The organism is Janthinobacterium sp. SUN100 (genome assembly GCF_030397705.1).
In the GTDB taxonomy this organism is placed as follows: Bacteria; Pseudomonadota; Gammaproteobacteria; order Burkholderiales; family Burkholderiaceae_D; genus Janthinobacterium; species Janthinobacterium kumbetense.
The window spans coordinates 329,118-353,175 of record NZ_JAPUBU010000005.1 but is presented as its reverse complement, the minus strand read 5'-3'; the positions used below and the strand labels follow the sequence as shown (position 1 = coordinate 353,175).

24 protein-coding genes are annotated in these 24,058 nt (G+C 64.8%); 14 read left to right on the top strand and 10 right to left on the bottom strand.

Annotation, left to right across the window (positions count from 1 at the left end; translation table 11 throughout):
• The first annotated feature begins 44 nt into the window (after positions 1–44).
• The 3 genes from fumC to O0881_RS24455 all read left to right on the top strand — a co-directional run bounded on the left by fumC (position 45) and on the right by O0881_RS24455 (position 2,166).
• Complete coding sequence (fumC, locus tag O0881_RS24465; protein WP_289913413.1) at positions 45–1,439, top strand: class II fumarate hydratase; 1,395 nt, start codon at positions 45–47, stop codon at positions 1,437–1,439.
• Positions 1,440–1,535: 96 nt separating this feature from the next.
• Positions 1,536–1,757, top strand: a complete 222-nt coding sequence (locus O0881_RS24460; RefSeq protein WP_071079051.1) for an RNA-binding S4 domain-containing protein — start codon at positions 1,536–1,538, stop codon at positions 1,755–1,757.
• Between the two features lie 124 nt (positions 1,758–1,881).
• Complete coding sequence (locus O0881_RS24455) at positions 1,882–2,166, top strand: hypothetical protein (protein WP_034759786.1); 285 nt, start codon at positions 1,882–1,884, stop codon at positions 2,164–2,166.
• Between the two features lie 4 nt (positions 2,167–2,170).
• Here the strand turns inward: O0881_RS24455 and O0881_RS24450 are convergent, their stop codons facing one another.
• The 9 genes from O0881_RS24450 to O0881_RS24410 all read right to left on the bottom strand — a co-directional run bounded on the left by O0881_RS24450 (position 2,171) and on the right by O0881_RS24410 (position 10,295).
• Positions 2,171–3,793: a DUF692 family multinuclear iron-containing protein gene (locus O0881_RS24450; protein WP_289913412.1), complete on the bottom strand. Its 1,623-nt coding sequence runs from the start codon at positions 3,791–3,793 to the stop codon at positions 2,171–2,173.
• A gap of 17 nt (positions 3,794–3,810) precedes the next feature.
• Positions 3,811–4,113 carry a DUF2282 domain-containing protein gene (locus tag O0881_RS24445; protein WP_077400619.1) on the bottom strand — a complete coding sequence of 101 codons (303 nt, stop codon included), beginning with the start codon at positions 4,111–4,113 and terminating at the stop codon, positions 3,811–3,813.
• Between the two features lie 253 nt (positions 4,114–4,366).
• Positions 4,367–4,567, bottom strand: coding sequence for a YjfB family protein (locus tag O0881_RS24440; RefSeq protein ID WP_034781856.1), 201 nt, complete (start codon positions 4,565–4,567; stop codon positions 4,367–4,369).
• A 57-nt stretch (positions 4,568–4,624) separates the two neighbouring features.
• A complete protein-coding gene (gene mobB, locus O0881_RS24435; protein ID WP_289913411.1) occupies positions 4,625–5,161 on the bottom strand; it encodes a molybdopterin-guanine dinucleotide biosynthesis protein B in 537 nt (178 codons plus the stop codon).
• 120 nt (positions 5,162–5,281) lie between these two features.
• A complete protein-coding gene (locus O0881_RS24430) occupies positions 5,282–6,739 on the bottom strand; it encodes an alkaline phosphatase family protein (protein WP_289913410.1) in 1,458 nt (485 codons plus the stop codon).
• Between the two features lie 130 nt (positions 6,740–6,869).
• Positions 6,870–7,565 (bottom strand): general secretion pathway protein GspB, encoded by a 696-nt coding sequence (locus tag O0881_RS24425; protein ID WP_289913409.1) that lies wholly within the window; start codon positions 7,563–7,565, stop codon positions 6,870–6,872.
• Position 7,566: 1 nt separating this feature from the next.
• Positions 7,567–9,201 carry an AAA family ATPase gene (locus tag O0881_RS24420; protein ID WP_289913408.1) on the bottom strand — a complete coding sequence of 545 codons (1,635 nt, stop codon included), beginning with the start codon at positions 9,199–9,201 and terminating at the stop codon, positions 7,567–7,569.
• A gap of 51 nt (positions 9,202–9,252) precedes the next feature.
• The gene (locus O0881_RS24415) at positions 9,253–9,777 is read right to left on the bottom strand and encodes a hypothetical protein (protein ID WP_289913407.1); all 525 of its coding nucleotides are present in this window, start codon (positions 9,775–9,777) and stop codon (positions 9,253–9,255) included.
• Positions 9,778–10,007: 230 nt separating this feature from the next.
• Positions 10,008–10,295 carry a hypothetical protein gene (locus O0881_RS24410; protein ID WP_289913406.1) on the bottom strand — a complete coding sequence of 96 codons (288 nt, stop codon included), beginning with the start codon at positions 10,293–10,295 and terminating at the stop codon, positions 10,008–10,010.
• 348 nt (positions 10,296–10,643) lie between these two features.
• Here O0881_RS24410 and O0881_RS24405 point away from each other — a divergent pair, with 348 nt between their 5' ends.
• The 11 genes from O0881_RS24405 (at position 10,644) to O0881_RS24355 (ending at position 22,733) form a co-directional block, all read left to right on the top strand.
• Positions 10,644–11,516, top strand: a complete 873-nt coding sequence (locus O0881_RS24405) for a BadF/BadG/BcrA/BcrD ATPase family protein (RefSeq protein ID WP_289913405.1) — start codon at positions 10,644–10,646, stop codon at positions 11,514–11,516.
• 2 nt (positions 11,517–11,518) lie between these two features.
• Entirely contained in the window at positions 11,519–12,253 is a 735-nt protein-coding gene (locus tag O0881_RS24400) for a GntR family transcriptional regulator (RefSeq protein WP_070282815.1), read from the top strand.
• Entirely contained in the window at positions 12,250–13,362 is a 1,113-nt protein-coding gene (gene nagA, locus O0881_RS24395; protein WP_289913404.1) for an N-acetylglucosamine-6-phosphate deacetylase, read from the top strand. The genes O0881_RS24400 and nagA overlap by 4 nt, the downstream gene beginning before the upstream one ends.
• The gene (locus tag O0881_RS24390; protein WP_071079063.1) at positions 13,352–14,365 is read left to right on the top strand and encodes an SIS domain-containing protein; all 1,014 of its coding nucleotides are present in this window, start codon (positions 13,352–13,354) and stop codon (positions 14,363–14,365) included. The genes nagA and O0881_RS24390 overlap by 11 nt, the downstream gene beginning before the upstream one ends.
• A 132-nt stretch (positions 14,366–14,497) precedes the next feature.
• A complete protein-coding gene (locus O0881_RS24385) occupies positions 14,498–15,757 on the top strand; it encodes an extracellular solute-binding protein (RefSeq protein ID WP_289913403.1) in 1,260 nt (419 codons plus the stop codon).
• Between the two features lie 7 nt (positions 15,758–15,764).
• Complete coding sequence (locus O0881_RS24380) at positions 15,765–16,634, top strand: sugar ABC transporter permease (protein WP_099665202.1); 870 nt, start codon at positions 15,765–15,767, stop codon at positions 16,632–16,634.
• Between the two features lie 12 nt (positions 16,635–16,646).
• Positions 16,647–17,483 (top strand): carbohydrate ABC transporter permease, encoded by an 837-nt coding sequence (locus O0881_RS24375; RefSeq protein WP_289913402.1) that lies wholly within the window; start codon positions 16,647–16,649, stop codon positions 17,481–17,483.
• A gap of 26 nt (positions 17,484–17,509) precedes the next feature.
• A complete protein-coding gene (locus tag O0881_RS24370) occupies positions 17,510–18,832 on the top strand; it encodes an MFS transporter (RefSeq protein WP_289913401.1) in 1,323 nt (440 codons plus the stop codon).
• A gap of 14 nt (positions 18,833–18,846) precedes the next feature.
• A complete protein-coding gene (gene ugpC, locus O0881_RS24365; protein ID WP_289913400.1) occupies positions 18,847–19,980 on the top strand; it encodes a sn-glycerol-3-phosphate ABC transporter ATP-binding protein UgpC in 1,134 nt (377 codons plus the stop codon).
• A gap of 161 nt (positions 19,981–20,141) precedes the next feature.
• Positions 20,142–21,458: a hypothetical protein gene (locus tag O0881_RS24360; RefSeq protein ID WP_289913399.1), complete on the top strand. Its 1,317-nt coding sequence runs from the start codon at positions 20,142–20,144 to the stop codon at positions 21,456–21,458.
• 81 nt (positions 21,459–21,539) lie between these two features.
• The gene (locus O0881_RS24355) at positions 21,540–22,733 is read left to right on the top strand and encodes a DUF5009 domain-containing protein (RefSeq protein ID WP_289913398.1); all 1,194 of its coding nucleotides are present in this window, start codon (positions 21,540–21,542) and stop codon (positions 22,731–22,733) included.
• On the opposite strand, the gene O0881_RS24350 is transcribed toward O0881_RS24355, so the two are convergent.
• Positions 22,730–23,851 (bottom strand): heparan-alpha-glucosaminide N-acetyltransferase domain-containing protein, encoded by a 1,122-nt coding sequence (locus O0881_RS24350; protein ID WP_289913397.1) that lies wholly within the window; start codon positions 23,849–23,851, stop codon positions 22,730–22,732. The genes O0881_RS24355 and O0881_RS24350 overlap by 4 nt on opposite strands.
• Positions 23,852–24,058 lie beyond the last annotated feature (207 nt).

Sequence of the window (24,058 nt, the reverse complement as noted above, 5' to 3'; positions counted from 1 at the left end):
GCCTGGAGTACACTCGATCCACTTCCATCGATGAAAGGGATGCCATGAGTAGCAGAATCGAACGCGACAGTTTCGGCCCGATCGACGTACCCGCCGACCGGCTGTGGGGAGCGCAAACGCAGCGCTCGCTCGAGCACTTCCATATCTCCACGGAAAAGATGCCGCCCGAACTGATCGCCGCCCTGGCCACCGTCAAGCGCGCGGCCGCCCACGTCAACCTGGACCTGGGTCTGTTGGATGGAAAGAAAGCCATCGCCATCACGCAGGCGGCCGACGAAGTACTGGCCGGCAAGCACGAAGCGGAATTCCCGCTGGCCGTCTGGCAGACGGGTTCTGGCACGCAAAGCAATATGAACATGAATGAAGTGCTGGCCAACCGCGGCTCCGAGCTGATCGGCGGCTTGCGGGGCGAGGGACGCCTGCTGCACCCGAACGACGACGTCAACCTGGGCCAGTCCTCGAACGACATCTTCCCCACCGCCATCCACGTGGCCGCCGCCCTAGCCGTCGCCAACACGGTCTTGCCGCCGCTGCGCCAGCTGCGCGCCACGCTGGACGCGAAGGCCACGGAATTTGCCGACATCGTCAAGATCGGCCGCACCCACTTGCAGGATGCGACGCCGCTGACCCTGGGCCAGGAATTTTCCGGCTACGTGGCGCAGCTGGACTTTGCCGAGCACATCATCACGGCATCGTTGCCGCCGCTGCTGCAGCTGGCCGCCGGCGGCACGGCCGTGGGCACGGGATTGAATGCCCACGTGGAATTTGCCGGCCGCATCGCGACGGAACTGGCGCGCCTGACGGGCCAGCCGTTCGAGACGGCCAGCAACAAGTTTGCCGCGCTGGCCGCCCACGACGCGCTGGTGGCCGCCCATGGCGCGCTGAAAACCCTGGCCACGGCTCTGATGAAAATCGCCAACGACGTGCGCTGGATGGCATCCGGCCCCCGTTCCGGCCTCGGTGAAATCACCATCCCCGAAAACGAGCCGGGCAGCTCCATCATGCCGGGCAAGGTCAACCCCACGCAGTGCGAAGCGCTGACCATGCTGTGCTGCCAGGTATTCGGCAACGATGTCGCCATCACGGTGGGCGGCGCCTCGGGCAATTTCGAGCTGAACGTCTTCAAGCCCTTGATTGCGCACAACTTCCTGCAAAGCGCGCGCCTGCTGGGCGACGGCATGCGCAGCTTCGACGAGCATTGCGCGCACGGCATCGCGCCGAACCGCGAGCGCATCGCCGAACTGATGGAGCGCTCCCTGATGCTGGTCACGGCGCTGGCGCCGCACATCGGCTACGACAAGGCGGCGCAAATCGCCAAGCAGGCCCAGCATGAAGGCACGACCCTGAAGGAAGCGGCGCTGGCCCTGGGCTTTGTGACGGAAGAGCAATTCAGTGCGTGGATCGTGCCCCTGGACATGACGCGGCCCAACAAAAGTTAAGGCTCAGCCTGCATTCCTCCTGGCTTCATGTAAACTATGACCTTAGTTGACACCGTCATTAAGTGTTTAAAACACATCGTTGCAATAAGGGATACAATGCAAAAAGTAAGCTTTGATTTAACATCCGAGTTCGTCGAGCTGAACCAGCTGCTGAAGCTGGTCGGCCTGTGCGACAGCGGTGGCGCAGGCAAGGTCATGGTCGATAGCGGCGTGGTGAAGGTCGATGGCAAGAAGGAATTGCGCAAGACCGCCAAGATCCGCGCCGGCCAGGTCGTCAGCGTGGGCGATATCCGTATCACGGTCGTCGCTCCCGCCTGACCCCGGCATGGGGCGCGAAAGCAGCCCCATGCGTCCAGCCGGCGCCCTGCCAGCCGGCTGCCTGGATCAAGCTGCAAACACGTCGTTATTGTCAGATAAATATCGATTGCAGAAGGGAAGCGCCATGGACCATCCCGAACAAGGTACGCGCAGCCAGGAACGCCTGATCGGCGACTTGCGCCAGGTAATAGAAAACGCGGAAGAATTGCTGCGTAACACAGACAAATACACCAGCAGCCTGTACCAGAGCGCGCGCGCCAGGCTGGAACTGGCCCTCGTCGCGGCCACGGCCGAACTCGCCCGCTTCGAAGAAGAGCAAGTCACGCGCATGATGGATGCCACCCTGGCCGCGAATGCCCTGTACCGCGATCAGACGGGCGAAGCGCGCCTGCTGCGGGCCTTCGAATAACCCCTCACGCCGTCAACACCGCATGCGCCAGCCACTGGCGCAAGTGCGCGGCCAGGTCGAATGCCGGGTCCAGCTCGAACGCCGCATCGAGCGCGGCGCCAAACGTCTGCCCCTGCCTTAACGCCAGCAAGGCGGCATGCGCAGCCGCATCCTGTAGCAGCACCTGCGCCTTCCAGCCCGGCCGGCATACCAGCGCGCAGCTCGCCACCCGTATATCCTGCGGAAACATCCCCTGCCCCTCTCCCTCCTGATGCGCCTGCCACAGGGCCGCCACTTGCCAATCCGATTCCAGCAAGGCGCAGGCGGGATGCAAGCTGAAACGCCGCGCTTCCAGCTGGTCGGGATGCAAGGCGGCCAGCGACTCGGGCGCCAGGCCCTGCGCATCGGGCGCGTAATGGGCCAGGTGCACGGCCCATTCCAGGCGCGCCATGTCCGGCAGATAGGGCAAATCGGCGACATGCGGGAAAGTGGCCAGAAAATCGGCGAAACGGGCGCCAAACTGGTTCAAATCGGCGCTATCGGATGGCATCTGCCGCCCATACGCGCGCGCCAGGCCGCCCAGGAATTCCTCGCCCACCAGCGCCAGCACGACGGGATAGGCGTGCCCCAGGGTGCGGCGCCAGGTGGCGCTCATATTGCCACGGTACAGTGCAAAACACTGCGGCACCTGCTCACCCGCGAACGGTGGCAATGCTGCCTCGGCATCCAGCAAGGCCGTGGCAAACGCTTGCTGGCCGGCCGCCAGCGCATCAAGCGACGCGGGCGGCGGCGGGGACGGCAGCGTGACTCCCTGCCATGGCGTTGGCGGCGCATGGCGCGCCAGCATGGCTTGCGCCTTGTCCGCCTCGCCCAGCAAGACATCGATGGTGGGCAAGTCCGTATCCCATTCGACCAGCGTGGGCACGGCGCCGAAATGCTGCAAGGCGGCCGCATACAGGTCCCAGACGGGATCGGCCACGGCGGCGCCGTGATGGTCGATCACGGCATGCGGCGTTATCAGATGGCCGCCCAGGTGCAGCTCGCCCACGCTGCCCGGCGCGATGGACTGCATGGCCGTCATAGCGTCTTCGCCGTGGTTGCACTGATTCACATACAGATTATTGATATCGAGCAGCAGCCCGCAACCGCTGCGGCGCGCCAGCTCCGCCAGGAATTGCGCCTCGCTCATGGCATCGTCGGCAAAACGCAGGTAAGTGGAGACATTCTCCAGCAAGATCGGCCTTTTCAGCATATCCTGCACGCGCCCCACCCTGGCGCAGAGCAAATCGAGGGCGGCGCCATTCAAGGCCAGCGGCAACAGATCATTGAGTTGCTGCTGCGCCACGGCGCCCCAGCTCAGGTGTTCCGACACGAGGACCGGCTCGATGCGCTCGACCACGGCGCGCACCTGCTGCAAGTGGCTCTCGGAAAAACCGCGCGCGGATCCCAGGCCCAGGCCCACGCCATGCAGGCTGATGGGGTAATCCTGGCGCAGGGTGTCCAATACATGGTTATCCCAGCCCGACGGCTGCAGATAATTTTCGGCGTGTACTTCCAGCCAGCCCACCCTGGGGCGGCGCGCCAGGAAGTCGCGGTAGTGCGCGGCGCGCAAGCCGACGCCGGCAAGCGCTTGAACTGACGGCGGCATGGGCAGGCGGCGGATGCTTACGGCTGCGTGGCTGGTTTTGCCGCCTTGCCGGCCTTGATGGGCTTGACGGAACCGCCCGCCTGTTCGCACGTGCCCTTGGCAACATACGTCCATTCCGTCGGCAGATTGTCCGCCTCCGCCTGGCCCGCGCAGGAGTGCGCGCCGTCGGACGAGGCGCAATCGTTCTGCCCTGCCTTGGCCACGCCATAACACTTTTCCTTGTCGCCAGGGGCGGGACCATCGTGCGCGGCCGCGTTGAGGGTGGTGCCGGCACAGATGCCCGCGAGGGCGGCGGCGATGAGAGCTTGACGTTTGTTCATGGGGAATCCTCTTGCATGGGTCAAAGTAATGGCACGCCCCGGGCTGCGCTGATGGGCAACGCGAGGTGATGGACGTCATTCTACTGAATCGGCCGTGCCATGGCGAACCATGGTCAATTAATCAACTTGACAGAGGCGGGGAGAAAAACGGAAGGAAGGCAGGCTGCAGACAAAAACGCCCACGCGCCACCGTCGATGACGGTGGTGTGGCCGTAAGTAATGCAAGCGCCAGACGGGCGCCGCGGGACTGCGCTCAGGCGGTCGTGTTGATGCGGTTGCCGAGGTGAGCCGGCAGACTTGGCGCCGACTGTACCGGTGGCAGCGCTGCCAGCAAGGCCGTGGCGGTCGAGCTTTGGATATCCTGGGCTTTTTTCAGGACAGTCAAGCCGACGGCTTGCCGCGTGCCTGTCTCCGCCATCGTGGTTGACAGTTGAGCAATGCTTCCGACGTCCATACGTTTCTCCAATGAGGTTCTACCCTTGTTAACGGATGCCGCCGGCAAACCTTTAGCTTATTTTTCCAGCTTATTTTCCAACTGCAGCAGCAGCCAGGCCAGCACGTGTTCGCGCGCATTCAAGTCCAGCCATTGCACGCCCTCGCGCAAATCGGTCGGCGCCGGGCTGTCCGACGCGACGGCGATCACATGCGGGTCATGCGGATACAGGGGTGCCTGCCCCACTTCCGGACGGAATACTTCCAGCTTGGGAATCGGGTCCGTCTTGAAGCCTTCGACCAGGGTCAGGTCTGCCGGCCCCATGCGGGCCAATTGCTGCGCCAGGCTGGGTTCCGGCGCGCCGCGCAGTTCATGCACGATGGCAAAACGGTACGGCGACGCCACCAGCACTTCCGCCGCACCGGCCAGGCGCAGGCGGGCGCTGTCCTTCTGCGGCGGCTCCAGCGCCAGGTCATGGTGGCTGTGCTTGACCAGGTTGACGCGCAAGCCGCGCGCCGCCATTTCCTTCACTACAAATTCCAGCAGGGTCGTCTTGCCGCTACCGGAACGGCCGATCACACCGAGTACCGGGTGTGCGGGCATCGCATCGTGCATGGTCACTCCTTGATTGAGAAGGAATGATTATACGCAGCCCACCGGCGCCGCCGCCTGACGCAGGCGCCGCGCATCGCCCGACTCATCGCGCAACTCATCGCGCAAAACTCATCGCACAACTCAAGCGCCGCCGGATTTCCCGCCATTCCTGGCACTGGCGGGCCCCGGCTTGCCGCCCTGCCGCCGGCGCCTGCCAACCGGCTTCGGCGCTGTCGTTCCCGCCGCTTGACTCGCCGTTTTACTCGCCGTTCTACCATCCACCGCCTGCGCATTCCTCGCCCTGCGCGCCAATTGCCGGTGGGCGGCGATCGCGCCCGCCTCCGCATCGGACTGGAAGGGAACGGCGACAGCGGCGGCCAGCGCGCCATCCGGCGGGGAGGCAGGTGCCAGCGGGGCGAAATCCTGCGCCCGCACATCCGCTTCCCATGCGGCCCGCTGCGCCTGCACGGCTGCGGGCACGGCAGGCACCGCGCGCGGCTGCGCCAGGGTCAGCACGGCGCCCAGGCCGCTGGCGGCCGCCACGCGCGCACCCATCTGGGGCAAGACGCCGTCGGCGGCGCGGCAAAAGCGCTGCAGGATGGTCTTGATAATCGACGCGTGATCGTAAACCTCGTGGCTGACGCTGCCAGGCACGATCAGCGGCGACACGAGCAGCATGGGCACGCGCACGCCGTAGCGGCGAAACGCAGGGTCGTCGTCCACGGCGACGGGCGGCGGCACATGGTCGAAAAAGCCCCCGTGCTCGTCATAACTGAGGATCAGCAAGGTGCGCGCCCAGGCGGGACCGCGCGACAGGGCCTGGTAGACCTGCGCCACCAGCGCCTGGCCGGCGCGGATATCGGCCGGCGGGTGGTCGTCATTGTCGAAGAAATGGGGATCGATCCAGCTGACCGAGGGCAAGGCGCCCGCCAGCGCATCGCCGATGAAGCCATAGCGGCGGGCGCTGGAGCCGAACGGTTCGTACATGTCGGACGAGCGGTAATGGTCGTCCGTCAGCGCCAGGCTCCAGGGCTTCCAGGCGGAATAGAACTTCCAGCTGACCTGGGCCCGCTCGAGATGGCGCACGAAGGATTTGTTCGCATACAGGGGCACGCGCTTGCTGTCCTTGCTGCCGGCCGCCTTGCCGCTGACCGCATACAGGCGGTTGGGCCAGGTGGCGCCCGGCACGGAACTGTAGCAGCGGTCGCAGACGCAGAACTGCTGCGCCAGGAAATCGTACATGGGCAAGTCGGCCCCATTGTAGTAGCCCATGACCAGGTCGATGTCGGGGTCGCCCGGATGCGTTTGCGCATAATCGTCGACAAAGCCACCGTTATTGTTTTGCAATTGCTGCGCCACCGACATACCCGTATGCGACGGGTCTTGCTGCGGGCCAAAGGCCGTGCGCAGCAAATGGTGCACGGGGTAGCGCACGCCCGCATGCACGTTGGCATGGCTTGCCTGCAAGCCATCGATATCGGTGCGCCCGCCTTCCAGGCTCAGGTAGCCAAGCATGTGGTCGAACGAGCGGTTTTCCATCATCAGCACGACGATATGGTCGATGCGCGCCAGGTTTCCCAGGCCCTGTGCATCAAGCATACCCTCGCCAGCAGTTGCGGCAGCAATCATCGGACCTCCCCGGCCGCGCTCACGGTCGCAGCGACCCTGGTTCGACCAGGCCTGGCCAGTATGGTTCAGCTATGGCGGCCCGGCCTTGATGCACAACAACTCAATATGGCACGCGGTAGCGGTAGCCCTTGAAACTGAAGATGGCCGCCTTCGGCTGCAACTTTTCCAGCACCAGGCCGGGCGCCAGCTCCTCGCCCTCGTGGCGCAAAACCTTGTCGATCAGCAACAGGCGGTCGGCCGGATTCTTCGAATAGATATAGCCGCCGATGGCGATGGCGGGGATTTGCCGCTGTATCGGCTCGGGCAAGTCGCGCATGCCGGGCACGGTCTCTTCGGCCGACGGCGCGGGCATGGCCGGAGCGGGAGCCGGAGCGGGGACAGGCGCAGCGGCCTGGCCTGGCGTCTCCTGCTTCGGTTCCGGCACGGGCCTCGCATGGTGCACGGGCGCGGCGGTGGCCGCTGGCGGCACGGGTACGGGTACGGGCACAGCCACAGGCGCGGGCGCGGGGACAGCAGGCGGCGGCGCTGCCGGCAGCGGCGCGGGCACGGCCTGGGCCAGCAAGGCAGGGGCGACGGCCGCAGGCGCTGCCGCGCCCGCCTGCCACGGCTGCCACAGCAGCAGCGCGGCTGCCACGGCCACCGTCATGCCGCCCAGCGCCAGCCACACGGGCGCGCGCCGCGCGGCGCCGGATGCGGCGGCATCGTGCAGCTGCACTTGCGGTGCGTGGATCGACGGCAACTCGCCCAATTGGCGCTCGGCCTGCGATTTTTTCAGTGCTTCAAGTATGTAGGACATCTTATTTCCCCGCCACCATCGCCGTCGCAGCGGGCGCTGCGACGGCAGGAGCCGCGCTGCTCAGGCGCGGCTCCGAATTGTCACCCAGCTGCATCAGGCGTATGAATGTTTTCGGGCCCGCCAGGCCATCGGCCCGCAAGTTCTGGCGCTGCTGGAAAGTGCGCAGCAGACCTTGCATCTCGGCATCGAGCGGCAGATTGGCGGCCGGCGCAGGCAAACCCTGCTGCTGTGCCAGGCGCTGCGCCAGCCAGTCCACGTCGGCGCCGCGGGCGCCCAGCGGCACTTCGTCGCGCCAGCTGCGCGGAGCGCGCCAGAAGGTGGTGAAACTGCCATCGCTGCGCTGCGCCAGCTGGGCCAGCGGCACGCTTTGTGGCTTGCCATCGAGCAGCACGGTGGCGTTCTCGTCCTGCACGCGCGTCAGCAGCGCCAGCTGCTCCGCCCCCTCCCCGTCGTGCAAGGCCAGCAGGGCGGGACGGTCAAGCACGCGCAGCTCGGCGATGCCGCCCCGGCTATGCAGGCAGCGCAGGCCGGCGCGGGCGCCCGCCTGGCAAGCGTCACCGGCCGGCAACTGCTCGCCCCACAGGCTGGCCAGCTGGCGCAGCACGGCGTTGCGGTCCGGCACGCTGGCCGGTGCGGGCACGGATGCGGCGGCAACCGCCACGGCGGAAGCGGCCGGCACAGAAGCAGCCACGGCAGGTGCAGGGGGCACGGCGGACGGGCGCGGCATGAAATGCCAGGCCAGCGCGGCCGTGACCACGGCGCCGGCCAGCACGCCACCGGCCACGTGCGGCCAGCGCAGACCCCGTCCGGCAGCCGACTTCCCCTCTTCCGCAAACACTTCCTCGGCGGCGCGGCGCAATATCTGGCGCGTCACCTGCGGCTGGTTTTCCACGTAGGCGCCCAGCAGCGCGCGGTCGCAAAGCAGGTTGATGCGGCGCGGCACTCCCTTGCTCAAGGCATGGATCTGCGCCATCAAACGCGGCGCGAACGGCGTCTGCGCCGTGCTGCCGGCCACGGCCAGGCGGTGGCGGATATAGCTGGCCGTCTCGTCCGCCGTCAGCGAACCCAGGTGATAGCGGGCGATCACGCGCTGCGCCAGTTGCTCGAGTTCAGGACGGGCCAGCATGGCGCGCAATTCCGGCTGGCCGATCAGTATGATCTGCAGCAACTTGCGCTCGCTCGTCTCCAGGTTGGTCAGCAAGCGCAGCTGCTCCAGCACGGCGGCGGACAGGTTTTGCGCTTCGTCAATGATCAGCACGTTATTCTTGCCTTGCGCATGGCTGGCCAGCAAGTGCGCATTGATGGCGTCGACATAGCCTTTCACGCTGGCCACGCCGGGCGCCAGGGCGATGCGGAATTCCTCGCAGATCGACAGCAGCAACTCCTCGACGGACAGTTTCGGATTGAAGATGTAGGCGAGCTGGCAATTTTCCGGAATCTGTTCCATGAAGCAGCGGCACACGGTGGTCTTGCCTGCGCCGATTTCTCCCGTCAGCAGCACGAAGCCGCCGCCGCTGCCCACGCCATACAGCAGGTGCGCCAGCGCTTCGCGGTGGCGTTCGCTCATGAACAGGTAGCGCGGATCGGGGGCGATCGAAAACGGCGATTGCTTGAGCTGGAAATAATGCGTGTACATGGAGACCCTGCGGATGAAACGATCAAAATGCGCGGCGGCAAGCCGAACCCCTCATCGGGTGCGGGCGGGCGGCAACGGCTTGTATTTGGCGCAATACACTTTCGCCTTGCTGCGGAAGTAGACGATTTTACTGCCAGGCACGGAACCACGGACGGGAAAGGCGGAATTGTCGAGCTTACTGAAGCGCAGGCCCGAGACGCCGCGAATGGCCGGTTCCAGCTTTTCCGGCGTCGCGTCCGCCACCACGCCCATGAAGACGAGGGGACTGGTGTCGTCGCTGACGATCACGTCGGTAATCGGCGCGCCCCACAAGGTGGCGTCCGTGCGGAACCAGTAAGCGCCCCCTTCATGCTTGTAGGCGGGGCCGAAGGCCGTCAGCAGATACGCATAGAAAGCCTTGTTGTCGATCTGGTCGATGCACAGCACGGCATTGCCCACCACTTGCCCGAACGTGGATGGCGGCGGCTTTTGCTGCGCCAGCACGCCGGACACGGGCGTGCCCACGGCCAGCAGGGCGAACGCCGCCAGCAGGGCCGGCGCACGCCACGGGCGCGACAGTAAGCGACGCAGGCGCATGATCAGCGCTTGCGCTCTTCTTTCTTGACCTTCTTGGCTTCCTTCTTTTCCTTCATGGTCTTGGCCGGTTCCTTCTTGGCTTCCTTCTTGCTGTCCTGTGCCTTGCTCATTATCTACTCCATACCTGGGCGGAAATGCCTGGGCCATTATGACACTCCCCCATGAAAATGCCACCCGAAAAGCAAAACGGCCGCACAAGGCGGCCGTTCCAGTCGCGCGTCAGCGCACCATCAGTGCAGGCACAGGCGGCGGCGCGTCTTTTCGATCAGCGCCGCATCGTAGGGATACAGGTTTTCGATGAAGAACAATTCCGTTTCCGCTTCGTCGTCCAGGCACATTTCGATCATGACCGGGCCATCGCTTTCGCGGCCCAGGAAATCCTTCGGCCAGCGGTTCTTGCGGTGCGTGCGCATCATTTCCATGCCCAGCGCAGCCAGCGGCGCCGACACGCCAGCGGCCAGCGCCTCTTGCTGCCAGTCGTCCCAGTAATCGCTCTTTGCTGCCTTGTCGTTCATCATGCTCTTCCAACTCAGGTGTAAAAGGCGGACTTTACTCTTCATGGCGTCCCTTGCCAAGCATGCGCGGAAGCAACACTACCGCGCGCGGCACAGACCAGTCTGAAAAAATTGGCATTAAACAAGGCCAATTTCAATACCATTCGGCAAGTATAAAAATCCCTTTATTAACAATCACTTGCAATCACACCCTCGGGCATGCCGCGACAGCGCGCAACGCATTTGCTAATACCACTTAAATACCTGTTGACAAGCCATCGGGGCGACAATATAGTGCCTTCAGCTTTTTCGCCGCCCGACAAATAAAAGAACCGAGACAGGCGCAATCAACCAAACGCGGGACTGCACAACATGATCGAATACATAATCGGCGTCGACGGCGGGGGCAGCGGAACCCGCGTACGCCTGGCGCGCCTCGACGGCCAGGAACTGGCGCAGGGACAAAGCGGCCCATCCGGCCTGGGACTGGGCATCGAACGGGCCTGGACGTCCGTCGCGCATGCCGTCACCCTGGCCTTCCGCGCCGCCGCACTGGAACAGCCGCCGCTGCAGCGCATGGCCATCGGCCTGGGCCTGGCCGGCGTGCACAACAAGCAGTGGGCCGCCAGCTTCATCGAACACAATCCCGGCTATGCCGCCGTCGCGCTCGAATCGGACGCCCTGACCACCCTGCTGGGCGCGCATGCGGGCCAGCCGGGCGCCATCGTGGCCATCGGCACGGGCAGCGTGGGGGAAGTGCTGCACGCGGACGGCAGCCGCCATGAAGTGGGCGGCTGGGGCTTCCCCTCCGGCGACGAAGCGGGCGGCGCCTGGATCGGCATGCGCGCCATCAACCATGCGCAGCAGGTGGCCGACGGCCGCGTGCCCGGCAGCGCCTTCGCCACGGCCATCATCGATGCCTGCGGCGGCCAGCGCGACGCCATGCAGGTGTGGCTAGCGGCCGCCAGCCAGACCAATTTCGCGCAACTGGCGCGCTTGGTGCTCGAACACGCAGCCACCAATGCGGTGGCGCGCGCCATCCTGGTGGACGCGGGCCAGCAGATCGCCCTCATCGCCAGGGCCCTCGACCCGGCCGGTGCCTTGCCCGTGGCCCTGTGCGGCGGCCTGGCGGCGCCCTTGTCGAGCTACCTGCCGGCGGCACTGTTGCAACTGGTCGTGCCGGCACAGGGCGACTCGGCCGCAGGCGGCCTACGCCTGATACGCAAGCACTTGCAGGAGCAATGACCATGCTGGCCAAACTGTCCGCCTTCAAACCCAATCCGGCCAGCGACACGCCGCTCTATATGCAGCTGGCGAACATGCTGTCGGACGGCATCGCCAGCGGCGACTGGCGCGCCAACCAGGCCTTGCCTTCCGAGCGCGTGCTGTCGGACATCCTGGAAATCTCGCGCGTCACGGCGCGCAAGGCCATCGACATGCTGTGCGACCGGGGCATGCTGACGCGCAAGCGCGGCTCGGGCACTTATATCACGCCCAAGCTGGAGCAACCGCTGTCGCGCCTGACGAGTTTTTCGGAAGAATTGCGCCAGCGGGGCTTCACGGCCGGCTCGCGCTGGCTGCAGCGCGACATCGGCGCGGCCGCGCCGCTGGAACTGCTGTCGCTGGGACTGTCGCCGCACATGCCGGTGGCGCGTTTGCGCCGCCTGCGCACGGCCGACGAAGTGGTGATGGCGATCGAAACGACCACCATCCCCGCCCTGTACATGCCGGACCCGCAGCAGGTCACCGATTCGCTGTACGGCTACCTGGAGTCGCGCGGCACCATCCCGATGCGCGCGCTGCAGCATATCCGCGCCGTCAACGCCACGGCGGAACAGGCCAAGCTGGCCAATATCAAGACGGGTGAAGCCATGCTGCACATCACCCGTGTCAGTTATCTCGACAACGGCGCAGCGGTGGAACTGACCCACTCGTATTGCCGCAGTGATTATTATGAATTCGTAGCGGAGTCGCGCAGATGAGCAGCACTATCAAAGGCAATATCCTTACCCCCGGCGGCTGGATCCACGGCGCCATCGCCTTCGGCGAGCGGGTCGACAGCATCACGGGCGATTCGCTCCACCCGTCGGGCAACAGCGACGATTACATCCTGCCCGGCTTTATCGACCTGCACGTGCATGGCGGCGCCGGCAAGGACATCATGGAAGGCGGCGAAGCCGTCTACACCATCGCGGGCATCCATGCGCGCCACGGCACCACCAGCCTGCTGGCCACCACCATGACGGCGCCGCCGGAAGACATCGACATGGCCCTGACGGCCATCGGCATCGCCGCCAACCACCGCCGCCCGAACACGGCGCGCGTGCTGGGCGCCCACCTGGAAGGCCCGTACATCAATTCCGGCAAGCTGGGGGCGCAGCCGAACTACGCGCGCGCCGCCACCCTGGCTGAAATCGAGCGCCTGCAAACCCTGGCCAAGCTGCGCGTCATCACCGTAGCGCCGGAAATCGCCGGCCACCTGGAGCTGGTGCGCTCGCTGGCCGACGCCGGCGTGCGCGTGCAGATCGGCCACACGCTCGGTTCGTATGAAGACGGCGTGGCCGCGCTGGAACACGGCGCCATGGGTTTCACGCATTTGTTCAACGCCATGAGCGGCCTGCATCACCGCGAGCCGGGCATGGTCGGCGCCGCCCTGGCGCACGCCGAATACGCGGAACTGATCCCCGACCTGCTGCACGTGCATCCGGGCGCCATCAAGGTGGCCCTGCGCGCCATCCCGCGCCTGTACTGTGTCACCGATTCCACCGCCGCCACCGGCATGCCGGACGGCGAATACATGCTGGGCCGCCACGCCGTGCAGAAATGCATGGGCGGCGTGCGCCTGCCCGACGGCACGCTGGCGGGCAGCACCCTGACCCTGGACCAGGCGCTGCGCAATCTGGTGGGACTGGGACTGGACCTGGCCGACGCGTCCAAGCGCGTGTCGACCAACGCCGCCGATTACCTGGGCCTGGAAGAACGCGGCCGGCTGGCCCCCGGTACTTACGCCGATCTGGTGGTACTCGATCGCGATCTCAAACTCAAAGCTGTGTATATAGAAGGAGAAATCTGTGACCTCAATGATGCTTAAAGAAGCCATTTCCGCCGCCGAATGCGTCGCCCTGCAACTGGCCAGCGACACGGAACGCTACGCGGAACTGGGCCGCAAATTGAGGAGCACCTCGTTCTCGACCGCGCTGACCATCGCGCGCGGCAGCTCGGACCACGCCTGCAACTACGTCGCCTACCTGATCATGGCACGCCTGGGCCGTGTCGTCGCATCCCTGCCGATGTCGCTGGTGACCCTGAACAAGTCGCCGCTGGTGACGCGCGACACGCTGGCCATCTCGATCTCGCAATCGGGCCAAAGCCCTGACGTGGTCGAGCCGATCCGCTACTTCCGCGACGGCGGCGCCACCACCGTGGCCCTCGTCAACGACATCGATTCGCCGCTGGCGCACGCCGCCGAGTGGGCCATGCCCCTGCGCGCGGGCAAGGAACAAAGCGTCGCCGCCACCAAGAGCTTCATCACCAGCCTCGTTGCCGGCGCGCGCATGGTGGCGCAGTGGCAGAACGACCCCGAACTGCAGGCGGGCCTGGAAGCGCTGCCCGAAGCGCTGCTCGAAGCGACCCGCGTCGACTGGTCGCCCGCCATCGACGTACTGGCGCCGGCCCGCAACATCATGGTCGTCGGCCGCGGCATCAGCTTCCCCGTGGCGCTGGAAGCGGCGCTGAAATTCAAGGAAACCTCGGCCCTGCAGGCGGAAGCCTTCAGCGGCGCCGAAATCAAGCACGGCCCGATGGCCCTGATCGAAGACGGCTACCCGCTGCTCATTTTCGCCACGCGCGGCCCGACCCAGGCCGGCCTGCTGCAACTGGCAACCGAGATGCGCGGCCGCGGCGCCAAGGTCTTGCTGGCGGCCCCCGCCGACGTGGCCGAACGCGACCTGACCCTGCCCGTGGCGGCCACGCCGGACCTCGATCCGATCGTCGCCATCCAGTCCTTCTACGTGATGGCGGCCAAACTGTCGGCCGCGCGCGGCATGGACCCTGATGCGCCGCGTCACCTGAGCAAGGTCACCAAAACCAATTAAGCAGCAAGCGGCAGCTGCGCCCCCGGCACGGGGCGCAGCTGCCGTCCGTAGCACCCGAATATAAGCGACGGCAAGGGCATGTACCCGCGCCGCGGACTCATGGACATTGGAGCCTCGCGCTCCAGGATAAAAATGACGATCAAGAGACTGTTGGCGGTTGTTGCCTGCGCGGGCCTGCTCGCGCCGCAGGCATGGGCTGCCGAGAAAATCGAATTCTGGACCTTCAGCATGAAGCCCAAGTTCACGCCGTATTTCAATGCGGTGGTGGCGCGCTATGAGGCGCAGAATCCCGGCGTCAAGATCGAATGGATCGACTTCCCGTGGGACGTCATCCAGACCAAGCTGGTCACGCGCATCGTGGCCGGCACGCCGCCCGCGCTGGTCAGCCTGAACGTGCCCTGGGCCGACGAATTCGCGCGCGACGGCTTGCTCACGCCCGTCGATGGCCTGATCGCAGAGGCGCGCGCCAGCTACATTCCCAGCGCCCTGGCGGACTTGCGCTTCAAGGGCGGCACCTACGGTTTCCCCATGTACAGCAATGTCGCGGTGATCGCCTTCAATACCGCCATTTTCAAGCAGGCGGGCCTCACGCGCGGCCCCGCCAGCCTCGATGAACAGCTGGCGTTCGCGCGCCAGATCGCGCAACGCACGGGCAAGGCCGGCATCGCCCCCGCCCTGTCGAAAATCGACGGCCTGTTCATGCAGCAGGGCCTGGCCGTGATTACCGACAACCGGGCCGTCTTCAATTCGCCGCAGCATGTGGCGCTGGTGCAGAAGCTGGCCGACACCTACAAGGTGGGCGGCCTGCTGAAGGAAAGCCTGTTCGCCGAAGATAACTTCCCCGCCGTGATCGACGCCTACAAGGGCGGCCGCCTGGGCATGCTGCTGGCGCCGCCGACGGCCATGCAGCGCATCCGCGGCGACGCGAAAGACATCTACGCCATCACCGACGTGGCGCCCGCGCCGCTGGGCCCCACCGGCATCGCCGACGGCGGCTGGCTGGTGCACTTCGCCATTCCGAAAGGCGTGCCGGCGCGCCAGTTGCCATCGGTCGGCAAGTTCGCGCGCTTCCTGACGAACGACGAAAACCAGCTGGCGTTCGCGCGCCAGGCCAGCGTCTTCCCCACCACGGTGAAAGCGGCGGCCGATCCGTTTTTCCTCGCCACGCCGACCAACGCGGGCGCGGCCGAAAAGGCGGTCGCCGCCGGCGCCCTGTCGATGGGCCACTCGCGCACCCTGTACGTGGCCGGCATCGACGACTACGACGAGCTGCGCCGCTCGCTGGTGAAAGCCGTCGAGGCGGGCGTAACGGGCAAGCAGGACGTGAAGCAGGCGCTGGACCAGGCCGTCGCCATCTGGAACCGCAAGCTGGCCACCCTGCCGCGCCACTGAGGACACCATGACATTCTCCCACCGCCACACTCTGCAAGCCTGGCTGTTCCTGACCCCCGCCCTGCTGCTGCTGGCCGCCTTTTCCTTCTGGCCCGTCGGCTACGGCTCCGTGCTGGCCTTCACCGACTACAGCCTGATACGCGAGACGCGCTTCGTCGGCCTGGATAACTTCCGCTACATCTTCAATAACGAGATGTTCGTCTCGGGCCTGAAGAATTCACTAATGTTCCTGTTGATGGTGCCCTTCGTGCAGGTGGGCGCCATCACCCTGGCGGTCTTGGTGAACAACCGCCTGCCCGGCATCCGTTTGTTCCGCGCCGCCTTCTACGTGCCCGTGGTGACGACCGTGTCCGTGGTCGGCATCATGTGGGGCTTCATGTTCCACGAGCAGGGCGCGCTGAACTACGTGATGCTGACCCTGAAACTCGTGAACGCGCCCGTGGGCTGGCTGTCGAACGACAGCCTGGCCCTGTTTGCCGTCATGTTCGTCACCCTGTGGCGCGGCCTGGGCTGGTACATGGTGATGTACCTGGCGGCCCTGCAATCGATTCCGTCGGACATGCAGGAAGCGGCCATGCTCGACGGCGCCAACCGCTGGCAGCGCTTCTGGAAGATCACCGTGCCCATGCTGCGCCCCACCATCATGCTGTGCTCCATCCTGTCCGTGCTGGCGGCCCTGAAGGCGTACCAGGAAGTCGACGTGCTGACCCAGGGCGGCCCCATGAATTCCACCTTCACGGCGCTGTACTACGCGTACGACCAGGGCCTCAAGCACTTGAAACTGCCGCGCGCGCTGGCCGCCAGCTTCGTCGTGTCCCTATTTTGCATCGGCATCGCCCTGCTGTGCCTGCGCTACCTCAAACCCAAGCACCGTTGACCGGGAATGACCATGCAAAAACGTTCCCGTCCCCTGAAAACCCGCCTGCAGCTCATTGGCCACTATGCCGTGCTGTGCGCGATCGCCGTCGTCTGCGTCTTCCCCTTCTGGTGGACACTGGTGACGGCCATTTCCACGGAAGGCAATATCTTCGCCTTCCCGCCCACGTTCTGGCCGAAGGCGCCGTCCTTCGACAACTTCATCGAAGTGTTCAACGCGATCCCGATCTGGTCGTTCTTCAGGAACTCCGTGCTGATCGCCGTGTTCACCGTGTTCTGGAAACTGCTGCTGTGCTCACTGGCCGCGTATCCGCTGGCGCGCCTGAAATTCCGTGGCCGCAAACTGGTATTCGGCCTTATCCTGGCCACGCTGGTGCTGCCGTCGGAAGTGAACTTCCTCGTCAACTTCATCACCATCACGCAAATGAGCCTGGTCGACACCTACACGGGCGTGATCCTGCCCAACGTGGTGACGGCCGTCGCCATCCTGCTGCTCAAGCAGGCGTTCGAGGAAGTGCCGCAAGACCTGATCGACGCGGCCAGGGTCGATGGCGCCTCCGAATGGGTGATCTTCAGCCGCATTATGCTGCCTTTGATCACGCCGTGGCTGGCTACCGTCGGCATCCTGACGGCCGTCGAATCGTGGAATGAATACATCTGGCCATCGATCGTCATGAGCAAACCCGATGAATTCCCCCTGTCGGTGGGCGTGCTGTACTTGCGCGGCACCTTCGGCAGCAGCACGCGCGTGATTGCGGCCGGCACCCTGATCACCATCGTGCCGACCCTGCTCGCCTTCCTGTTTACCCAACGCTTCTTCATGCGCGGCATGGACGGCGCAGTCAAATGAAAACGTCTCTCGATAAGGAAGCCTCCATGCACGACCAGCGCACCAACATTGGCAAACGCAGCCCGATCACCTGGGTGCCGACCTTGTACTTCGCCCAGGGCTTGCCGTACTACGCCGTGGCCCTGGTGGCCGGCCTGATGTTCAAGAGCATGGGCGTGCCGAACGACCAGATCGCCCGCTGGACGGGCCTGATCGGCATTGCCTGGGGCATCAAGTGGATGTGGGGTCCCTTCCTGGAACTGGCGTCGAGCAAGAAGACCATGGTGGTGCTGTTCCAGTTCGCCGGTGGCCTGAGCCTGGGCCTGATCGCGCTGGCCCTGCAAACGCCGCTGTGGTTTGCCGCCTGCATCGCCGTGCTGTTCGTCGCCGCGCTGGCCTCGTCCACGCACGACATCGTCTGCGACGGCCTGTATATCGCCAGCCTGTCGGACAAGCAGCAGGCGGCTTACGCGGGCTGGCAAGGCGCCTTCTTCAACGCGGGCAAATTCATCTCGCTGGGCGGCCTGGTGATCCTGGCCGGCTACCTGGAGAAAAAAATCGGCATCAAGCCCGCATGGTCGGTGATCTTCCTGATCATCGGCGCCATGATGCTGTCGCTGGCCGCGTACCACCTGTGGGCGCTGCCGCAGGTGCGCAACGCGGCCGTGGCCGACAAGAGCGTGGCCGGCATCAGCCGCACCCTGTGGGACGTGCTGGTGGACTTCCTGAAAAAACCCGGCATCTGGGGCATGATCGCCTTCATCATCCTGTTCCGCGCGGGCGAGGCGCAAGTGCAGACCATCGGCCCGCTGTTCCTGCGCGAAGCGCGCGAACTGGGGGGACTGGGCCTGTCGACGACGGAAGTGGGCGCCGTGTACGGCACGGCCGGCACCGTCGCATTCCTGCTGGGCAGCATCGGCGGCGGCTACTTCACCTCGTGGCTGGGCCTCAAGCGCGCCATGTTCTTCCTGATCCTGGCCATGAATTTGCCGAACCTGGTGTTCTACTACCTGAGCCACAGCATGCCCACCGATTTGACCCTGATCACGGCCGCGCTCAGCGTGGAGATGTTCGGCTATGGCTTCGGCTTCGTCGGCCTGATCCTGTTCATGATGCAGGTGGTCTCCGTCGGCAAGTACCAGACGGCCCACTATGCGTTCGCCACCGGCGTGATGCAGCTGGGCTTCGTGCTGTTCAAGATGATCAGCGGCGACATCCAGACGGCGCTCGGCTACAAGACTTTTTTCCTGTGGGTGCTGGTGTCGGCCGTGCCCGTATTGATCCTGTCGCGCTTCATGCGCATCGGACCGAAGGATGCCTCCGGCCAGACTGACACGGGCGCCACGTCCGCGCCGGCCAGCGCCAGCTAGGATAGAACCACTTCATGGCACATATCGCGTTAAAGAACATCGTCAAGCTGTACGACGACAAGCACCCGGTCATCCACGGCATCGACCTCGATATCCGCGACGGCGAATTCGTCGTCTTCGTGGGGCCGTCCGGTTGCGGTAAATCAACCCTGCTGCGCATGATCGCGGGGCTGGAAGACATCACGGACGGCGAGCTGCATATCGGCGGCAAGCTGGCCAACGATATCGCGCCGGCCGAGCGGGGCCTGGCCATGGTTTTCCAGAGCTACGCCCTGTACCCGCACATGACGGTATTCGAAAACATGGCCTTCGCCCTCTCGCTGGCGGGGCACAAGAAGGCGGAGGTGCGCGCCGCCGTCGAGCGCGCGGCCGAGATCCTGCAGATCACGCCACTGTTGAAACGCAAGCCGAAGGACCTGTCGGGCGGCCAGCGCCAGCGCGTCGCCATCGGCCGCGCCATCGTGCGCAAGCCGCAGGTATTCCTGTTCGACGAACCGCTGTCGAACCTCGACGCCTCGCTGCGCGTGCAGATGCGCGTGGAAATCTCGCGCCTGCACCAGGAACTGAAAACGACCATGATCTACGTCACGCACGACCAGGTCGAGGCGATGACCCTGGGCGAACGCATCGTCGTCTTCAACGGCGGGCGCATCGAACAGGTGGGCAGTCCGCACGCGCTGTACAACAATCCCGGCAACCTGTTCGTGGCCGGCTTCCTCGGCGCGCCGAAGATGAACTTCATCGCTTGCGCAGCCGTCGCCAGCGGCCCCGGTTCGGTGGCCGTGCGCCTGCCCGGCGGCGCCGTGATCGACGTCGAAGCACAGGGCGGGAACGTGGCGCCGGGCGACCAGCTGACCCTGGGCGTGCGCGCCGAGCATGTCGTCCTGCAGGACGGGGACGCTGCAGGCGACAACGTGATCGACGCGGCCGTCAGCCATGTCGAATACCTGGGCGACGTAGCCATCGTTTACGCCAGCATGCCGGGCGTGACCGAGATGCTGGCCGTCAAGCTGCCCGCCGAGGAAGGCTTGCGCCAGGCGGGCGACGCCATGCGCCTGCATCTGCCGGCGCAGCGCTGCCTGCTGTTCGATGCCGCAGGGCAAGCCCTGGCGCGCACGTTTGCCGCACCCGCTCAGCCGTTTATGTGACAATAGCCGCTTCGTATCATGCCGCTTCTGTTTGACTTATGCAGGCAGACTGGCAGAATGTGTGTTTTTTCGAGCTTCCTTGCCCCTCTGGCAATGCCACTGCACGATGTTGCGGCTGCCAGTGCAGGTGCGTATTTTTGTTATTGATTGAAGGATTGACCATGTCCCAATTCCGTCTTGCCCGTCTTAGCCTGCTCCTGGCCGCCATCGGCCTGAATGTCCTGCCCTCCCTGTCGCACGCGCAGGATGCCAAGCCGGCCGCCGCTGCGGGTGCGCCCGCAGCCGTGCCCGCCGACACGGTACGTCCTGAAGTGTTCAAGCTGCTCGATCCGGCCGCCGTGAAGGCCTCGATGGATGCGAAAAACTACGCCGACGTGCAAAGCCGCATCGACCAGACTGCCGCCATTCCCGCCCTGACTCCCTACGAATTGTTCGTGCTGAACCGCCTGCGCGTGGCGCTGGCATCGACCACCAACAATGCGCCGATGGCCATGACGGCGCTGGAAGCGGTGATCGAATCGGGCAAGCTGGACAAGAAAGCCCAGGGCGACTTCATCCAGGCGTTGGCCAACTACCACTACAACGCCAAGGATTATCCGAACGCCATCAAATGGTTCACCCGTTACCAGACGGAAACAGGTGACATCGCTGGCGTGCGCCCCTACATCATCCGCGCGTATTACTTCAGCAATGATTTCGCGCGCGCCAAGCAGGAACTGCTGGCCGACGTGACGGCCAAGCAGCAAGCGGGCAAGACGCCGACCATCGAAGAACTGCAATTGCTGGCCAACACGGGTTCGAAAAGCAAGGATCCGGCCACCTACCTGATCGCCATGGAAAACCTGGTGCGCTACTACCCGTCGGATGACTACTGGACCGACCTGCTGGGCCGCCTGCAAGGCAAGGCAGGCTATTCCGACCGCTTCGCGCTGGACGTGCTGCGCCTGCAATTCAAGGCCGTCGGCACCATGCCGCCGCAAGATTACAGCGACATGGCTGAAATTGCCTTGCAAAACGCTTTCCCGACGGAAGCGAAAAAAGTGCTGGACGCGGGCTTTGCCAAAGGCGTGCTGGGCACGGGCGCGAATGCCGCCAAGCACAAGAAACTGCGCGACCAGGCCAACAAGGCTGCCGCCGACGATGCGAAAAACATCGCCAGCGGCGAAGCGTCGGCCATGAAGAGCAAGGATGGCACGGGCTTGATCAACCTCGGTTACGCCTTCGTGACGATGGACCAGTTCGACAAAGGTATCGACCTGATCCAGAAAGGCATCGCCAAGGGCGGCCTGAAACGTGCTGAAGACGCCAAGCTGCGCCTCGGCTATTCCTACGCCATGGCCGGCAAGAAAGACGACGCCATCAAGGTCCTGGAAACGGTCAAGGGCGGCGACGGCGTAGGCGACCTGGCCCGCTACTGGATCCTGTGGCTGAACCGTCCTGCCACGGCAGCGGCGGCACCGGCAGCAGCGGCACAGTAATTCCTGCGCCCTCAAGCAGACGCAAGGCAGTTCCCGGCTCAGGCCGGGGCTGCTTTTTTTTCGACCTTCTTTCATCCTTCCATGCCGCCAGCCACCGCCTCCGCCACCGAACGCCTGATCAGCCTGGACGCCTTTCGCGGCTTCGTGATCGTCACCATGATCTGGGTCAACTACCTGGCCGGCATGCCCGGCATTGCCTGGTGGCTCGAACATGCGGGTCCCCGCGCCGACGGCATCACCGTGCCCGACCTGGTCTTTCCCGGCTTTCTGTTCATGGTGGGCATGGCCATTCCGCTGGCCTTGCAGCGCCATTGCGGCCACGTCACGCCAGCCTTGCTGGGACGCCTGCTGTGGCGCTCCGCCAGCCTGATGCTGGCCGGCGTCGTGCTGGCGAATGCCTACCGCTACGATGCGCAGGCGGCGCTGCTGCCGCACGCCGTCTATTTCTTGCTGTTCTATGCGGCCATGATCCTGCTGTGGCGCCAGGGCGCGGGCCGGTTCGAGCTGGCCGCAGGCGGCGCCCTGATGCTGTTCCTGCTGGCGACGTTCCGCGGCGAATTGAATGCGGAATTTTCCAGCACCTGGCTGCAACCGTCGTGGTGGGGCATCCTCGGCATGATCGGCTGGTCTTATCTGCTGTGCAGCTTGCTGTACCTCGCGTGCCAGGGCAGCGGCACGGCGCTGATGGGTACGCTTGCCTTGCTGATCGTGCTGTACATGGGCGGCACGGCGGGCAGTCTGGATTTCCTGCCGGCAGGCGTGAACGCCTTCGTCAACGTGCCGCAGGTGCTGGGTTCGACGGCGGCCAATGTGCTGGCCGGCACGCTGGTGGGCCGGCTATTCCTGCGCGGCGCGGCCCTGAACCATGTCCAGAGGATACGTTTCATGGCGTGGTTTGCGCTGGGCCTGCTGGCCGCCGGCCTGCTGCTGCGGCCATATCACCACATCAACAAGATCGCGGCGACGGAATCCTACACGCTTGTGTGCAGCGCCCTCATCCTGGCCCTGTTCCTCGTGTTTTATGTCGTCATCGACGTATGGCGCTGGCGCGCCTGGGCGGTGGTGCTGTTGCCTGCCGGCACCAATGCCCTGTTCGCCTACATCGTGCCCGACCTGTGGCAGCAACTGGCGGCCGTGCTGCACCTGCCGCGCTTCTGGTGGCCCTACCTGGAGACGGGCGGCGCGGCCGGCCTGTGGAATGCCGGCGCCGTCACCGCCCTGATGCTGCTGTTCACCGCCCTGGCCACGCGTTACGGCCTGAAACTGAAGTTTTAGACCTTGATATAGATCTTGCGCTTGTCCATGCCGTAGGCGATCAGCCAGCACAGCAACATGAAGCTGACGGCAAACAGCATGGACCCCACGCGCGCCGGCGCCCAGCCCGTAAACCACTGCTGGTACAGCCACTGGTAGAGGTTGCCGCTGCCGATGCGCACGGTAAACGCGATAATCACCAGCACTTCCGACACCAGGTAGATGAACAGGGTGTTCTTGCCGAAGACTTCAAAGAAGTAGGTCCAGCCCGTCATTTGACGTACATCAATGATGAACATGAGCAGCGCCAGCAGCAGCAAGTCCAGGCCGATGCCCAGCATCACGTAAGAGCTGGTCCACAGCTTCTTGTTAATCGGAAACACCTCATTCCAGCACAAAGCCACCGCCACGCAAATGGCGCCGGCCACGGCCAGCTGATACAAGCTGGAGCGCAGCCGCGCCGGCGGCGCCTGGCGCAGGAAACTGCCCGCCAGGTAGCCGGCGATCACGTTGACGATAGCAGGCAAGGTGCCGAGGATGCCTTCCGGATCGAAGGCGATGCCTTCGCCGCGGTACAAATGGCTGTCGCCCAGCAGGATCAGGTCCAGCTTGGCCGGCGCGTTGCCGTGCAAGTTGTAGTCGCCAAAGCATGCCAGGATGGCCCAGTAGCCGAGCAAGGCGCAGGCGCTGAATGCCAGCGCCCCCCGCGTCTTCCAGTAATGCAGGATCAGCGCGGCGGCCAGGTAGCATACGGCGATGCGCTGCAGCACGCCGGGGATGCGCGTGTGCGACAGGGGCGACCAGGCGAACTGGCCCGCGTCGTCGATCTTGAAGAAAGGGAACCAGTACAGCAGGAAGCCCAGTAAAAAGATCAGCGCGCTGCGCTTGCACAGCTTGGTCAGCACGGCGCCATGGCCCAGGTTTTCATACTTGCCCAGCGCAAAGGCCAAGGCATTGCCGACGACAAACAAAAAGCTGGGAAAGACCAGATCCGTCAGGGTAAAACCATGCCATTCGGCATGCAGGAACGGGGCGTACACGCTGCCCCAGTCGCCAGGCGTATTGACGACGATCATCAGGGCCACGGTCAGGCCGCGCAGGACGTCGAGGGCGAGGTAGCGTTGAGGTGCAATAGTCATAATGATGCCATATAAAAAGATAAATATTCGCCCGCTGCTGGTAGAAGGGCTGTACCGCCGAAGGCTGGGTACGACGTACTGGCAACCACCGATGGCGTAGCCTGCCACACGGTGACTGTTACTGAGTGGCAATAACAGAAACAACTCACCCACTCAGCAAAAAAGGCAAGGCCCTGATGCAGGGACTTGCCTTGAAAAGACCGAGGA

What these genes read in the sequence shown, in the direction of transcription:
- ugpC (WP_289913400.1), top strand. Translation starts at nt 18,847, where the DNA reads ATGGCACATATCGCGTTAAAGAACATCGTCAAGCTGTACGACGACAAG.
- O0881_RS24460 (WP_071079051.1), top strand. Translation starts at nt 1,536, where the DNA reads ATGCAAAAAGTAAGCTTTGATTTAACATCCGAGTTCGTCGAGCTGAAC.
- mobB (WP_289913411.1), bottom strand. Translation starts at nt 5,161, where the DNA reads ATGCACGATGCGATGCCCGCACACCCGGTACTCGGTGTGATCGGCCGT.
- O0881_RS24390 (WP_071079063.1), top strand. Translation starts at nt 13,352, where the DNA reads ATGATGCTTAAAGAAGCCATTTCCGCCGCCGAATGCGTCGCCCTGCAA.
- O0881_RS24455 (WP_034759786.1), top strand. Translation starts at nt 1,882, where the DNA reads ATGGACCATCCCGAACAAGGTACGCGCAGCCAGGAACGCCTGATCGGC.
- O0881_RS24450 (WP_289913412.1), bottom strand. Translation starts at nt 3,793, where the DNA reads ATGCCGCCGTCAGTTCAAGCGCTTGCCGGCGTCGGCTTGCGCGCCGCG.
- O0881_RS24425 (WP_289913409.1), bottom strand. Translation starts at nt 7,565, where the DNA reads ATGTCCTACATACTTGAAGCACTGAAAAAATCGCAGGCCGAGCGCCAA.
- O0881_RS24445 (WP_077400619.1), bottom strand. Translation starts at nt 4,113, where the DNA reads ATGAACAAACGTCAAGCTCTCATCGCCGCCGCCCTCGCGGGCATCTGT.
- O0881_RS24350 (WP_289913397.1), bottom strand. Translation starts at nt 23,851, where the DNA reads ATGACTATTGCACCTCAACGCTACCTCGCCCTCGACGTCCTGCGCGGC.
- O0881_RS24400 (WP_070282815.1), top strand. Translation starts at nt 11,519, where the DNA reads ATGCTGGCCAAACTGTCCGCCTTCAAACCCAATCCGGCCAGCGACACG.
- O0881_RS24375 (WP_289913402.1), top strand. Translation starts at nt 16,647, where the DNA reads ATGCAAAAACGTTCCCGTCCCCTGAAAACCCGCCTGCAGCTCATTGGC.
- O0881_RS24440 (WP_034781856.1), bottom strand. Translation starts at nt 4,567, where the DNA reads ATGGACGTCGGAAGCATTGCTCAACTGTCAACCACGATGGCGGAGACA.
- O0881_RS24415 (WP_289913407.1), bottom strand. Translation starts at nt 9,777, where the DNA reads ATGCGCCTGCGTCGCTTACTGTCGCGCCCGTGGCGTGCGCCGGCCCTG.
- O0881_RS24385 (WP_289913403.1), top strand. Translation starts at nt 14,498, where the DNA reads ATGACGATCAAGAGACTGTTGGCGGTTGTTGCCTGCGCGGGCCTGCTC.
- nagA (WP_289913404.1), top strand. Translation starts at nt 12,250, where the DNA reads ATGAGCAGCACTATCAAAGGCAATATCCTTACCCCCGGCGGCTGGATC.
- O0881_RS24430 (WP_289913410.1), bottom strand. Translation starts at nt 6,739, where the DNA reads ATGCTTGATGCACAGGGCCTGGGAAACCTGGCGCGCATCGACCATATC.
- fumC (WP_289913413.1), top strand. Translation starts at nt 45, where the DNA reads ATGAGTAGCAGAATCGAACGCGACAGTTTCGGCCCGATCGACGTACCC.
- O0881_RS24380 (WP_099665202.1), top strand. Translation starts at nt 15,765, where the DNA reads ATGACATTCTCCCACCGCCACACTCTGCAAGCCTGGCTGTTCCTGACC.
- O0881_RS24410 (WP_289913406.1), bottom strand. Translation starts at nt 10,295, where the DNA reads ATGATGAACGACAAGGCAGCAAAGAGCGATTACTGGGACGACTGGCAG.
- O0881_RS24405 (WP_289913405.1), top strand. Translation starts at nt 10,644, where the DNA reads ATGATCGAATACATAATCGGCGTCGACGGCGGGGGCAGCGGAACCCGC.
- O0881_RS24420 (WP_289913408.1), bottom strand. Translation starts at nt 9,201, where the DNA reads ATGTACACGCATTATTTCCAGCTCAAGCAATCGCCGTTTTCGATCGCC.
- O0881_RS24355 (WP_289913398.1), top strand. Translation starts at nt 21,540, where the DNA reads ATGCCGCCAGCCACCGCCTCCGCCACCGAACGCCTGATCAGCCTGGAC.
- O0881_RS24360 (WP_289913399.1), top strand. Translation starts at nt 20,142, where the DNA reads ATGTCCCAATTCCGTCTTGCCCGTCTTAGCCTGCTCCTGGCCGCCATC.
- O0881_RS24370 (WP_289913401.1), top strand. Translation starts at nt 17,510, where the DNA reads ATGCACGACCAGCGCACCAACATTGGCAAACGCAGCCCGATCACCTGG.